The sequence below is a fragment of the Neisseria sp. HMSC03D10 genome (genome assembly GCF_001807625.1).
GTDB lineage: Bacteria > Pseudomonadota > Gammaproteobacteria > Burkholderiales > Neisseriaceae > Neisseria > Neisseria mucosa.
The window spans coordinates 1-12,634 of record NZ_KV789555.1 but is presented as its reverse complement, the minus strand read 5'-3'; the positions used below and the strand labels follow the sequence as shown (position 1 = coordinate 12,634).

Below are 12,634 nucleotides of genomic sequence, written 5' to 3'. Positions count from 1 at the left end.
TGTACCATTTTGTTTTTAATTGACTATATATACAGTTACCCCAAACACACCCGCCGCCCTAGGTTTAAAAAAATTCCACATAAAACAATACGGTTACTCCTCTCCAAACCCTGTTCACAAGCAGTTTCTTAAAGTATGATAAGCCTGTCTCCGGCCAATGTTCCCGCCGGAATCAGGCTTCCAAACAAATCCAACCTCAACTCGGAGTAAACATCATGTTGACCCAGACCCAACAGGTCGATTTGACCCTGCATCATCTCAAAGAGCGCGCCTTGGCAGAATATAGCCCCAAACAGCGTGCGACCGTCGAAGCTTCCGAAGACTGGAAACAGTTTGACCGGCGTTTGAACGAGCATTTCCCCAAGCTGATGCACGAACTGGACAATGTTTACAACGACAACGAAGCCGTCCTGCCCATGCTGGAACAACTGATTGCCCAAGCATGGCAAAGCTATTCCCAACGCGACAAGTCTCTGAAAGCCATCGATGCCGCGCGTGAGAATGACCCCGATTGGATTTTGTCGAATAAACAGGTCGGCGGCGTGTGTTATGTCGATTTGTTCGCAGGCGATTTGAAAGGCTTGAAAGCCAAAATCCCTTATTTTCAAGAGCTGGGGCTGACTTATCTGCACATGATGCCGCTGTTTAAATGCCCTGAAGGCAAAAGCGACGGCGGCTATGCGGTCAGCAGCTACCGCGACGTCAATCCGGCTTTGGGTACGATAGACGACTTGCGCGATGTCATTGCCGCGCTGCACGAAGCGGGTATTTCCGCCGTCGTCGATTTCATCTTCAACCACACGTCCAACGAACACGAATGGGCGAAACGCTGCGCCGCCGGCGATCCGCTTTTCGACAATTTCTACTATATCTTCCCCGACCGCTGGATGCCCGACCAATACGACCGCACCCTACGCGAAATCTTCCCCGACCAGCATCCGGGCGGCTTCTCCCAATTGGAAGACGGACGCTGGGTATGGACGACGTTCAATTCCTTCCAATGGGATTTGAATTACAGCAATCCATGGGTATTCCGCGCCATGGCCGGCGAAATGATGTTCCTCGCCAATCTGGGCGTCGACATCCTGCGTATGGACGCCGTTGCCTTCATTTGGAAACAAATGGGTACGGATTGCGAAAACCTGCCGCAAGCCCACGCCTTAATCCGCGCGTTCAACGCCGTCATGCGCATCGCCGCACCTGCCGTGTTCTTCAAATCCGAAGCCATCGTCCACCCCGACCAAGTCGTCCAATACATCGGACAAGACGAATGCCAAATCGGCTACAACCCGCTGCAAATGGCATTGTTGTGGAACACCCTCGCCACCCGCGAAGTCAACCTGCTCCACCAAGCCCTCTCCTACCGCCACAACCTGCCCGACCATACCGCGTGGGTCAACTACGTCCGCAGCCATGACGACATCGGCTGGACGTTCGCCGACGAAGACGCATGGCAGTTCGGCATCCACGGCTACGACCACCGCCAATTCCTCAACCGCTTCTTCGTCAACCATTTCGACGGCAGCTTCGCGCGCGGCGTCCCCTTCCAATACAACCCCAATACCGGCGACTGCCGCGTCAGCGGTACTGCCGCCGCCTTGGCAGGTTTGGCGCAACACGACCCACACGCCGTTGACCGCATCAAACTCTTGTACAGCATCGCCCTGAGTACCGGCGGCCTGCCCCTGATTTATCTCGGCGACGAAGTCGGCACGCTCAACGACGACGACTGGTCAAACGACAGCAACAAGAGCGACGACAGCCGCTGGGCGCACCGTCCGCGTTACAACGCCGAGTTATACGAACAGCGCCACGACCCGTCAACCGCGGCAGGACAAATCTATCAAGGCCTGCGCCACATGATAGACATCCGCCAAAACAACCCGCGTTTGAACGGCGGCCGTCTGGTTACCTTCAACACCAACAACAAACACATCATCGGCTACATCCGCAACAACGCGCTGTTGGCGTTCGGCAACTTCAGCGAACACCCGCAAACCATCAGCGCGCACACCCTGCAAGCCATGCCCGCCCGCGCCAAAGACCTCATCAGCGGCGAAACCGTGGCATTGAATCAGGATTTGGTGCTGCGCCCCTACCAAGTGATGTGGCTCGAAATCGCCTGATGATTCAAGCAGCTTAAAAACGCAAAGGTCGTCTGAAAACCGGCATTGCCCGTTTTCAGACGACCTATTTAAAATATAAGGCATCAAACCTACCCAAGCGATGATACTTTCCCCAACATCCGCATACAATGCGCCTTTCCATACACAGCTTAAAAATAAATTCCATTAATTACAAAAAGTTGAAAAATTATTAATCAAATTTATCCATCAAGTATTGAAATTATTCGACTTTCTGATTTAGAATTCAGCGCATATATATTCAATATCCAGCAAAATACCGTCATGCAAACCGCTAAGCATTCAAACGCATTCTTCTATTGGTACCACACAAATGTGCGGTACTTTTTTGCGCTTGTCTGAAACAGACGGAAATGAACAGCAAAACAAGAGCCGCCCTGATTGAGCGGCTTTTTTTATACCCTTCATGGCCGCCAATCCCGATACACGATGCGAATAGATACCAATAAAGGAAAAGCCATGAACCTCTCTGCAAATATCCAAAGACATCCACAAACCCTTCACCGCTGCCATATGATTGTTGACGGCAACAGCCACAACACATTTTCAGACGATACCATTCCCCAAACCTCAGACCTTATCAGCGAGGCCTTGATTCCACAAATCCGCTCTCTCGCCACATTGATTGCGGCCGAACGCCACGACTTCAATTGCAACAGTCCCGCCGTGTTTACAGAAGAAGCCGACTTCTTCGCCGCACGCATCCTTATTTTGGGTGTTCGCCGCTTTCATCTCGACATCACTCTGATGCCCATGCTCAAAACCGCCAATCAGCGCGCACAAACATTTGCCAAACACCATCACCTCCCCTTCTCCCCCGCGGAAATGCACATGAGCCTGCACGCCCGCCGCCCCGACAAACTGCTTATTATGGAAACCGAACACGAAGTGAAACCTCAAGGAAATATTGTTGCCGACAGCCTTGCTTTTGCAGCCAAACTACCGAAACTCCCATTGTAAAAAAGAGCAACCTTGCTTGATAAATCCCCAAAACACACCATATGGCAGGCAGGCCACGCGCTTAGAACCATGCCGCCGACTTACATAAGACGGCATTAATGACAACCGACCAAGGAAACACACAACAATGAAAAAAATTATCGCCTTAGCCGCGCTCTCCGCTTTCGCCCTTGCCGCCTGCAAAGACAATACGCAAGCACAGCTTGAACAGCAGCAAAAACAAATCGAATCCCTGCAACAACAATTGGCACAACAAAACGGCCAGCAGGACAATACCGTTTACCAACTCACTCCCGAAGCCGTACAAGACACCATCCCTGCCGAAGCGCAAGCCAACGGCAACAATGGCCAACCCGTTACCGGCAAAGACGGACAACAATATATTTACGACCAATCCACAGGAAGCTGGCTGCTTCAAAGCCTAATCGGTACAGCCGCAGGCGCATTTATCGGTAACGCACTGGCAAACAAATTCACCCGTGCGAACAATCAAAACAGCCCGATTGCACAGCGCGCCCGTACCCATTACTACCAATCGGCCCGTCCCAACGGCCGTACCAGCCAGCAACTGAATACCCGCAGCATCCCTGCACAGCAGGCTCAACAACAACCCCGCTACCGCCAAACCACCCAACAACCTTCCAACTACCGCCGCCCGATGGGTCGAGGATTCGGTCGTCGCCGTTAAGTCGGCAACAATGACAAAAAGGTCGTCTGAAAATATTTTCAGACGACCTTTTTATTTCAAGCCAACCATTCCGGCTGACAGATTCCGTATCTCAATCTTTTTTATGTTCGATGTAAGCCTGATGCTTCGTATCCGAATCTTCACCCGTTACCGTATATTCGCCCTCAATCACATCATCATCTTGTGCTTTAGTTGAAAACGGCCGCTGCCCAAATATATTCCCATCCGTCTCCGCTTGCACAACCGGGCGACCTTTAAACGGCAACAACAGCAATAATGCCAATCCCGTCGAAATAAAGCCCGGACTCATCAGGCACACCGCTGCCACAGCATAGCGTATCGGCCACAGCATCTGATAAAGCGAAACCTTTCCTCCGCTCCGTATCGTCGCCCCTGCCAGTAAAATGCCGGAAAGACCCGTATTGCGCAGCATAAATACGCCGGATACGAAACTGACGACCATCAGCAGCAACGCCACGCTGCCGCCAAGCCAGTCGGCAACCCAGACAATCGACATGATTTCCAAAAAAATCAAAACTAAAAAACCGATACCGAAAAATTGCATAATTACTGTTCCTTAATCTCTAAGCCGAAGCGATTCTGACCAATCCGTATTTATATTCGAAGCCATAGCGGATACTAACATAAAGATAAAATCCCTGCTTTCAAGCAAGGAAAATGTGAAAAACGGTAAGTATTTCCCACCTTTTCAAACCCAAGCCGATAGATATATCGATAAGATGTTTATTATCCAAATATTTATCCGAATCCCGACAGTTTCTCCGACAAAATCCGTGCATCCTGCCGAAAATTCCTCTATAATGCCTGCTTATTCGGAATGTAGCGCAGCCCGGTAGCGCACTTCGTTCGGGACGAAGGGGTCGGAGGTTCGAATCCTCTCATTCCGACCAAATATAAAAACCTGCTTTGATTGCATGATCAAAGCAGGTTTTTTCATATCGTGGTTTTAAGTCTGAATCCTGACATTTTAATAGGGTGGAAAATGACAATGGTTTTCTAGTGTATCCAGCTATATCCCCTGTTTTGTTTTCAGACGACCTTTGTCTTTATGGTTTTCCCCTGAAAAATACAAAATTCCTAGATATTTTCACTATACTGCTTTTTGATATTCAGTTAAGAACCGTTAATCCGTTCGCGTATAATTTCAAGTTTTCTCAATAAGGCAGATGGTGTTTTATGTCTTCCAACCAACCCCGTCAAACTTGGTCCAACCGTTTGACTTATATCCTTACCGTTGCCGGCGCGACTGTCGGCTTCGGCGCGACGTGGCGTTTCCCGTATTTGGTCGGTGAAAACGGCGGCGGCGCGTATGTGTTTTTATTCTGTATCGCCATGTTTGTTATCGGTATTCCGATGATTTTGGTGGAAAACGTTATCGGACGGCGCAAAGGTGTGAACGCACTGGATGCGTTCGGCGGCTCGTTGAACGGCAAACCTGTCGCTAAAATTTGGAAACTGGTCGGCTGGATGGGCTTGCTCGGCTCGTTCGGCATTATGGCGTATTACATGGTGCTCGGCGGCTGGGTGATCAGCTATATCGTTAATATTATTAGCGGAAACCTGAATATTTCCAGCCCTGTCAGCGGCGAACTAACGAAAAGCTTCTTTACCGAACACATCGAAAACAGCCCTTGGGAAATTGCGTTCTACACTTTCTTGTTTGTCGTTGTGAACCAATGGATTTTGGTCAAAGGCGTCATCGGCGGTATTGAAAAAGCGGCGAAATACCTGATGCCGCTGCTGTTTTTGTTCCTGATTGCCATGGTCGTGCGCAACGTTACCCTGCCGGGCGCGATGGAAGGGATTACTTTCTATCTGAAGCCTGATTTCAGCAAGATTACCGCCGAACTTTTCGTCTTTGTTTTGGGGCAAGTATTTTTTGCACTGAGCTTGGGTTTCGGCGTGATGATTACCTTGTCCAGCTATTTGGATAAAAACGAAAATTTGGTGCAAACCGCAGTCATTACCGCAATTACCAATACCATCATCGCCGTACTGGCGGGCTTTATGATTTTCCCGTCGCTCTTCAGCTTCGGCGTCGCGCCCAATTCCGGTCCGACTTTGGTATTCCAAAGTTTGCCGATTGTATTCTCGAATATGTGGGCAGGACCTGTGTTCGCCGTGATTTTCTTCTCGCTGCTCCTGATTGCCGCGCTGACGACTTCGCTGACGATTTATGAAGTGTTGATTACGACGATTCAGGAAAAAACCAAAATCCGCCGTACTGCCGCGATTACGATTGTATTGGCTGCTATCTTCATCTTCGGCAACATCCCGTCCATTTTGAGCTATGGCCCGTGGAAAGACGTTTCCGTGTTCGGCAAAAATATTTTCGATGCTTTTGACTACATCAGCGGCAACATCTTGTTTATGCTGACTGCACTCGGCTCCGCGCTGTTTGTCGGTTTTGTGATGAAGGACGAAGCGAAAGACGAATTGCTCTATAAAGGCAACCATACGACGGTCAATATTTGGTTTGCCTATGTGAAATACCTCGTGCCGTTGGTGATTTTGCTGATTTTTATCAGCAACCTGTTCTAAAGTCTAATTAGGACAACAAGGTCGTCTGAAAACCTTTTCAGACGACCTTGTTTTATCAGAAACGGTAAATACGGTATAATTTGAACCCAACACACATTACACCCGACGGATTGATTCCCCGTCGGTTTTCCCTTTTCAGACGACCTGTACCGAATATCAAAAATCCATCCATGACCGCAAAATCCTCTAAAACCGCATCAAAAACTAAAGCCAAAACAAACGCCAAACCGAGCACGCTCCGTCAAAGCCAAACGAAGGCGCAGACAGAGCCGAACAAGGTTTCCGAGCGTTTGAAGGCTGCCAAAGCGCTGCAAAAAAATGAAGAAAAAAAAGCGCGTCCCGAGCATGTCGTCAATCTGATTAACGACGCGCTGTGGCTCTTCGGGCTGATGGTGACGGTCTTCATTGCCATTTCCCTCGCCAGCTTCAAAATGACCGACCCCGCATGGTCGCGCAGCGTGCCGAAATCGGACGACATCGCCAATTTCGGCGGGCTGTTTGGTGCGTATGTTTCCGATGTCGGCTATTATCTTTTTGGTCTGTCGTTTTGGTGGTGGATCGCCGCTTCGTGCGTTTTCCTCTATAAAAATTTCCGCCCGCTGCAAAAGCGCGAAAACTACAAATCGTACAACCACGGCGTTGCCGCGCTGGCTTTGTTCCTGCTTTTGGTGTGCAGCCCGATTCTCGAATATTTCACCCTTCAAAATACTTTGGACGAAACCCTGCCTGTCGGTGCGGGCGGTTTGGTCGGCGCTTTGGCTGGTTCGGGCTTGGCTTGGCTGCTGGGCAAATCCGGCAGCTTGCTGATTATGTGCGTCATGCTGCTGCTTTCTGTTTCCTTGCTGGCGCAAGTGTCTTGGCTGGAAGTGATGGCAAAAACAGGACGCAATACCGAAAGCCTGTTTTCAGGCATTTGGGGTCGTCTGAAAAAGGCATTGGGCAGACGCAAGGACGACGGCTCGACCGCCGAAGCCTTGGAAACGGAAAACACCCGCCGCATGGTGAAAGAAGCCAAAAACATCACCGCCACGCCCGTTGCCCCGCTTGCAGGCAGCACCAGCAACCGCAAATCCGTCGCGGTCTCCGTCGCGCCGCCGCCCAAAATTCAGGCTTCTTTGTTTGAAGACAACGAGCCGCAACAAACAGGCGAATACCACAAACCCGGCATGAACCTGCTGCGCCTGCCCAACGGCGAACCCGTCAGCATCAATCCTGCCGAATTAGAGCGCACTGCCGAATTGATTGAATCCAAGCTGGCAGAATTCGGCATCGGCGTGCAAGTCGTTTCCGCCACTTCCGGCCCTGTGATTACTCGTTATGAAATCGAACCCGCGCAAGGCATAAAAGGCAGCCAAATCGTTGCCCTGTCTAAAGATTTGGCGCGTTCCATGTCGCTGCAATCCGTGCGCATCGTGGAAACCATCGCGGGCAAAAACACGATGGGTATCGAGTTGCCCAACGAAAAACGCCAAGACGTGATGTTGAGCGAAATCTTGTCTTCGCCCGTGTTTACTGAAGCCAAATCCAAGCTGACCGTCGCGTTGGGTAAAGACATTTCCGGTACGCCCGTGGTCGGCGATTTGGCAAAAATGCCGCACCTTTTGGTCGCCGGTATGACCGGTTCGGGCAAATCCGTCGGCGTGAACGGCATGATTATGTCCATGCTTTTCAAAGCCACGCCCGACGAAGTCCGCTTCATCATGATTGACCCGAAAATGCTCGAATTGAGCATTTACGACGGCATTCCGCACTTGCTCTGCCCGGTCGTTACCGATATGCGCGAAGCAGGGCAGGCGTTGAACTGGTGTGTCGCCGAAATGGAAAAACGCTACCGTCTGCTTTCCCACGCCGGCGTGCGCAACTTGGAAGGCTTCAACCAAAAAGTCGAAGCCGCCAAAGCATCGGGCAAACCCATGCCCAACCCGTTCAGCCTGAATCCGGACGATCCCGAGCCGCTGGAAAAACTGCCGATGATTGTGGTCGTTATCGACGAGTTGGCAGACCTGATGATGACCGAACGCAAAGCCGTCGAGCAACAAATCGCCCGCCTCGCCCAAAAAGCGCGTGCCGCCGGTATCCATATGATTGTCGCGACCCAACGACCGAGCGTCGATGTCGTCACCGGCTTGATTAAAGCGAATATCCCGACGCGCATGGCGTTTACCGTACAAAGCAAAATCGACAGCCGTACCATCCTCGACCAAATGGGCGCGGACGAATTGCTGAAATACGGCGACTCCCTGTTCCTGCAACCGGGCAGCGCCGAGCCGACCCGCCTGCAAGGCGCGTTTGTTTCAGACGACGAGGTGCATCAAGTCGTCAACTACGTCAAATCGCAAGCCCCCGCCGACTATGTCGAAGGTTTGCTCAGCGGTGAAGCCGCGCTGGAAACCACCAACATCGTCAATCCGAATGCAGGCAGCGACGAACTGTTCGACCAAGCCGTCGCCTACATTTTGGAAAGCAAAAAAACTTCCATCTCCTCCCTGCAACGCCAGTTGCGCATCGGCTACAACCGCGCCGCCAATCTGATGGAAGCGCTTGAAAACGCCGGTGTCGTTTCCCCCGCAGACATCAACGGCAGCCGCAGGATTTTGGCGCAAAAAGACCAGTTGTAATCCTTGTAATTACCAAAGGTCGTCTGAAAACCGAAATATCGGTTTCAGACGGCCTTTTTATTAAACATAAGTAAATCTACCATTCACCCTTAAGAAATGATTCTCATCCTTTCCTATGTTAAGATAAACATCTTCATAACCTCACACAAAGGACAAGAATCATGAAAAAAATCATCTTCGCCGCACTCGCAGCAGCAGCCATCGGTACAGCCTCCGCCGCCACCTACAAAGTGGACGAATACCACGCCAACGCCCGTTTCGCCATCGACCACTTCAACACCAGCACCAACGTCGGCGGTTTTTACGGTCTGACCGGTTCCGTCGATTTCGACCAAGCCAAACGCACCGGCAAAATCGACATCACCATCCCCGTCGCCAACCTGCAAAGCGGTTCGCAACACTTCACCGACCACCTGAAATCCGCCGACATCTTCGACGCCGCCAAATACCCGAACATCCGCTTCGTTTCCACCAAATTCAACTTCAACGGCAAAAAACTGCTCTCCGTTGACGGCAACCTGACCATGCACGGCAAAACCGCCCCCGTCAAACTCAAAGCCGAAAAATTCAACTGCTACCAAAGCCCGATGGCGAAAACCGAAGTTTGCGGCGGCGACTTCAGCACCACCATCGACCGCACCAAATGGGGCGTGGACTATCTGGTTGATGCAGGCATGACCAAAAACGTCCGCATCGACATCCAAATCGAAGCAGCCAAACAATAAGCCACTGCGCAACACATAAGGTCGTCTGAAAACGAAGTTTACTGTATCCGTTTTCAGACGACCTTAAAATATTTCACAACGCCTTTTAGAGATTTCACATAAAATCCGCGATAATAACGTTTAATTTTCACACTACGAGAAACACTCAAATGAACAAAACCCTCAAACTCACTTTCGCCGCCCTTGCCCTTGTCGCAGCCTTCAACGCCCAAGCCGAGACACGCGCCGTCATCGAAACCAATATGGGCAACATCAGCCTGTCGCTCGACGAAACCAAAGCACCCAAAACCGTCGCCAACTTCGTCAGCTACGCCCGCAAAGGCTTTTACGACAACACCGTCTTCCACCGCGTTATCGACGGCTTCATGATCCAAGGCGGCGGCTTTACCCCGGACCTTGCCCCAAAAGCCACGGACAAAGCCGTCATCAACGAAGCGGACAACGGCTTAAAAAACACTGTCGGCACCATCGCCATGGCGCGTACCGGCGATCCTAATTCCGCCACCAGCCAGTTCTTCATCAACACTGCCGACAATACATTCCTCAACTTCAAAAACAAAACCCCGCAAGGCTACGGCTATGCCGTCTTCGGCAAAGTAACCTCGGGCATGGATGTCGTACGCCAAATCAGCAAAACGCCGACTGAAACACGCGGCTTCCATCAAAACGTCCCAATCAAACCCATTATTATCAAACGTATAACCGTCACTCAATAAATATCGCGAATCCAAATAAAAAGGCCGTCTGAAAAATCGAAATAACAGAATCCTATTTTCAGACGACCTTTTTTTGTTTTAAACGGCTATACCATAAAAATTAACTCAATGACTTACAACGATTTCAAGCGGTTCCAAAACGCCCTGACCTGACCGCCATACAAATCAGCGGACGTACAATACGCAATTTCCAAACCACATTGACCTTGCGTCCCATATTTTTTAATACATTGGTTCAACGCAGTCTGATGGACGCTTTTAAAACGCGGAGAAGTAATGGCAACTACATTTTCCGCCGTCAGACCGCCTTGCGCTTTCGGATAAGCGAGCGCAATGCAGGTATTGTGAAGCGGAATAACCGACTTACACCCCGTCGCCTGCCCCTGCTGAACGCCCGAAAGTGTATCTTGTGCGCGGCAGAAAGCCTCCAATTCGGCATTTGCTTCCAGTTGCGAAGCATTTTCTTTGGTTGTTTTAAGCTGTACGGCACTGCCGCCATCCGCAGGATTCTGCCACATGACCAAGTAGCCATAAGTATCCGCCGCCCCCGCAGTACCTGCACATACGGCAAGAAGCAATGCAATAACTGTTTTTTTCATATTCATCCCTGATTACTTTATTTACATCGGCTGTTGTCATTATAAAACAAAAGAACGGCATGATATATGCCCCTTTCAGACGACCTTGTCCTGCTCGGACGGACTAAAGGTCGTCTGAAACGACTTATTCCTGCGGCTGCTTTCTGTGTTTCACACATTCTGCGGCATATTGCTCGCCCCAGCGGTGCATCGCCTCAATGACGGGCATCAATGTCTGCCCGAACGCGGTCAGCGAATACTCCACCTTCGGCGGCACCTGCGGATACGCTTCGCGATGGACAATACCGTCGTACTCCAACTCGCGCAGCTGCAACGTCAACATCCGCTGGGTAACGCCTGCCAGCAGACGCTGCAACTCGTTGAATCGTCGGGTTTCCCCGTGTAAATAATATAAAATCAACACCTTCCACTTGCCGCCGATAATATCCAAAGTATTAATGACCGGACAGCAGGCGCCGTGTGTCGGTTCTGTTTCCGCCATTATTGACCTCCGAATGACAGTATAAAAATTGTGCGTACTTGTTAATAAGTTTGTACCCCATATAATACACGCAACAAAGTATAGCAACCACGACATTATTAATTTCATTACACAAAGGTCGTCTGAAAAGGTTTCAGACGACCCCACAAGAAGGAACCTCATCATGCGCAACGTCAAACAAGTCTACCGTGCAAACAGCCAACACTGGGTCGGCGACGGCTTCCTCGTCCAACCCTTGTTCTCCCACATGGGGGACGACCGCGGCACCAACCCTTTCCTGATGCTCGACTACGCCGCACCCTATGAATTCTCCCCCAACGAAGCCCGCAGCCCGCGCGGTGTCGGCCAACACCCGCACAAAGGCTTTGAAACCGTTACCATCGCCTACCACGGCGAAGTGGCACACCGCGACTCCAGCGGCGGAGGCGGCATCATTTACGAAGGCGACGTGCAATGGATGACCGCAGGTTCGGGCATCATCCATGAAGAATTCCACTCCGAAAACTTCAGCAAACAAGGCGGACTGTTTGAAATGGTCCAACTTTGGGTCAACCTGCCCGCCAAAGACAAAAACACGCCGCCGCGCTATCAGCATCTCGCCAAAACCGGTATCCCCGTGGTTGAGTTCCCTGACGAGGCAGGCTGCCTGCGGCTGATTGCAGGAGAATATAAAGGCGTAAAAGGCGCAGCCGACACCTTCACCGAAATGAACGTCTGGGACATCGTTTTGAATGCCGGTAAAAAAGCCGTATTGGAAATACCCGAAACCCACAACCTGTCTATGGTCGTCCTGCGGGGCAACGTTACCCTAAACGGCAAAGAGCAGGCAGGCGCAGGACAATTGGTCGGCTTTGAGAAAAGCGGCGGCAACGTACACATAGAAGCCGGCAGCGAAGAAGTCAAAATCCTTTTGCTCTCCGGCGTCCCAATTGACGAACCTGTCGTCGGCTATGGCCCGTTTGTGATGAACACCGCCGAAGAAATCCGCCAAGCCATCAGCGATTTCAAAAGCGGCAAATTTGGAAGCATCGATTGAGCCTCTGCGCCGAAACAAAATAGGCTGTATCCACAGGCAGACTTCTTGTGCTGAAACGGAGATCACGCGTTTCATTATAGTGGATTAAATTTAAATCAGGACAAG

Annotated in this window: 11 protein-coding genes and 1 tRNA gene; 9 read left to right on the top strand and 3 right to left on the bottom strand. The window is 50.8% G+C overall.

The genetic code is table 11. The features are described 5' to 3' along the window. Positions 1 to 215 precede the first annotated feature (215 nt). The 3 genes from HMPREF3066_RS07490 (at position 216) to HMPREF3066_RS07480 (ending at position 3,792) form a co-directional block, all read left to right on the top strand. Complete coding sequence (locus HMPREF3066_RS07490; protein ID WP_060974389.1) at positions 216 to 2,126, top strand: alpha-amylase family protein; 1,911 nt, start codon at positions 216 to 218, stop codon at positions 2,124 to 2,126. Between the two features lie 477 nt (positions 2,127 to 2,603). Beyond that, entirely contained in the window at positions 2,604 to 3,104 is a 501-nt protein-coding gene (locus HMPREF3066_RS07485) for a hypothetical protein (RefSeq protein WP_070441741.1), read from the top strand. Positions 3,105 to 3,231: 127 nt separating this feature from the next. Next, the gene (locus HMPREF3066_RS07480; RefSeq protein WP_049227115.1) at positions 3,232 to 3,792 is read left to right on the top strand and encodes a hypothetical protein; all 561 of its coding nucleotides are present in this window, start codon (positions 3,232 to 3,234) and stop codon (positions 3,790 to 3,792) included. Positions 3,793 to 3,883: 91 nt separating this feature from the next. Here HMPREF3066_RS07480 and HMPREF3066_RS07475 read toward each other — a convergent pair whose 3' ends face one another. After that, the gene (locus HMPREF3066_RS07475; RefSeq protein WP_070441738.1) at positions 3,884 to 4,357 is read right to left on the bottom strand and encodes an FxsA family protein; all 474 of its coding nucleotides are present in this window, start codon (positions 4,355 to 4,357) and stop codon (positions 3,884 to 3,886) included. 269 nt (positions 4,358 to 4,626) lie between these two features. Between HMPREF3066_RS07475 and HMPREF3066_RS07470 the strand changes: the two genes are divergently transcribed. The 5 genes from HMPREF3066_RS07470 (at position 4,627) to HMPREF3066_RS07450 (ending at position 10,413) form a co-directional block, all read left to right on the top strand. Continuing rightward, a tRNA-Pro gene (locus HMPREF3066_RS07470) sits at positions 4,627 to 4,703 on the top strand. A gap of 286 nt (positions 4,704 to 4,989) precedes the next feature. Further along, on the top strand, positions 4,990 to 6,354 hold the full coding sequence (locus HMPREF3066_RS07465; RefSeq protein WP_049227110.1) for a sodium-dependent transporter: 1,365 nt from the start codon (positions 4,990 to 4,992) through the stop codon (positions 6,352 to 6,354). Between the two features lie 170 nt (positions 6,355 to 6,524). After that, positions 6,525 to 8,972: a DNA translocase FtsK gene (locus tag HMPREF3066_RS07460; RefSeq protein WP_070441734.1), complete on the top strand. Its 2,448-nt coding sequence runs from the start codon at positions 6,525 to 6,527 to the stop codon at positions 8,970 to 8,972. Positions 8,973 to 9,133: 161 nt separating this feature from the next. Next, positions 9,134 to 9,697, top strand: coding sequence for a YceI family protein (locus tag HMPREF3066_RS07455; RefSeq protein WP_039407246.1), 564 nt, complete (start codon positions 9,134 to 9,136; stop codon positions 9,695 to 9,697). A gap of 149 nt (positions 9,698 to 9,846) precedes the next feature. Next, on the top strand, positions 9,847 to 10,413 hold the full coding sequence (locus tag HMPREF3066_RS07450) for a peptidylprolyl isomerase (protein ID WP_070441729.1): 567 nt from the start codon (positions 9,847 to 9,849) through the stop codon (positions 10,411 to 10,413). 113 nt (positions 10,414 to 10,526) lie between these two features. Here the strand turns inward: HMPREF3066_RS07450 and HMPREF3066_RS07445 are convergent, their stop codons facing one another. Both HMPREF3066_RS07445 and HMPREF3066_RS07440 read right to left on the bottom strand, forming a co-directional pair. Then, positions 10,527 to 11,012: a DUF4189 domain-containing protein gene (locus HMPREF3066_RS07445; RefSeq protein ID WP_039407323.1), complete on the bottom strand. Its 486-nt coding sequence runs from the start codon at positions 11,010 to 11,012 to the stop codon at positions 10,527 to 10,529. 124 nt (positions 11,013 to 11,136) lie between these two features. Further along, positions 11,137 to 11,493, bottom strand: a complete 357-nt coding sequence (locus tag HMPREF3066_RS07440; RefSeq protein ID WP_070441726.1) for a winged helix-turn-helix transcriptional regulator — start codon at positions 11,491 to 11,493, stop codon at positions 11,137 to 11,139. 163 nt (positions 11,494 to 11,656) lie between these two features. Here HMPREF3066_RS07440 and HMPREF3066_RS07435 point away from each other — a divergent pair, with 163 nt between their 5' ends. Further along, entirely contained in the window at positions 11,657 to 12,529 is an 873-nt protein-coding gene (locus HMPREF3066_RS07435; protein ID WP_070441723.1) for a pirin family protein, read from the top strand. Positions 12,530 to 12,634 lie beyond the last annotated feature (105 nt).

What these genes read in the sequence shown, in the direction of transcription:
- HMPREF3066_RS07490 (WP_060974389.1), top strand. Translation starts at nt 216, where the DNA reads ATGTTGACCCAGACCCAACAGGTCGATTTGACCCTGCATCATCTCAAA.
- HMPREF3066_RS07485 (WP_070441741.1), top strand. Translation starts at nt 2,604, where the DNA reads ATGAACCTCTCTGCAAATATCCAAAGACATCCACAAACCCTTCACCGC.
- HMPREF3066_RS07480 (WP_049227115.1), top strand. Translation starts at nt 3,232, where the DNA reads ATGAAAAAAATTATCGCCTTAGCCGCGCTCTCCGCTTTCGCCCTTGCC.
- HMPREF3066_RS07475 (WP_070441738.1), bottom strand. Translation starts at nt 4,357, where the DNA reads ATGCAATTTTTCGGTATCGGTTTTTTAGTTTTGATTTTTTTGGAAATC.
- HMPREF3066_RS07465 (WP_049227110.1), top strand. Translation starts at nt 4,990, where the DNA reads ATGTCTTCCAACCAACCCCGTCAAACTTGGTCCAACCGTTTGACTTAT.
- HMPREF3066_RS07460 (WP_070441734.1), top strand. Translation starts at nt 6,525, where the DNA reads ATGACCGCAAAATCCTCTAAAACCGCATCAAAAACTAAAGCCAAAACA.
- HMPREF3066_RS07455 (WP_039407246.1), top strand. Translation starts at nt 9,134, where the DNA reads ATGAAAAAAATCATCTTCGCCGCACTCGCAGCAGCAGCCATCGGTACA.
- HMPREF3066_RS07450 (WP_070441729.1), top strand. Translation starts at nt 9,847, where the DNA reads ATGAACAAAACCCTCAAACTCACTTTCGCCGCCCTTGCCCTTGTCGCA.
- HMPREF3066_RS07445 (WP_039407323.1), bottom strand. Translation starts at nt 11,012, where the DNA reads ATGAAAAAAACAGTTATTGCATTGCTTCTTGCCGTATGTGCAGGTACT.
- HMPREF3066_RS07440 (WP_070441726.1), bottom strand. Translation starts at nt 11,493, where the DNA reads ATGGCGGAAACAGAACCGACACACGGCGCCTGCTGTCCGGTCATTAAT.
- HMPREF3066_RS07435 (WP_070441723.1), top strand. Translation starts at nt 11,657, where the DNA reads ATGCGCAACGTCAAACAAGTCTACCGTGCAAACAGCCAACACTGGGTC.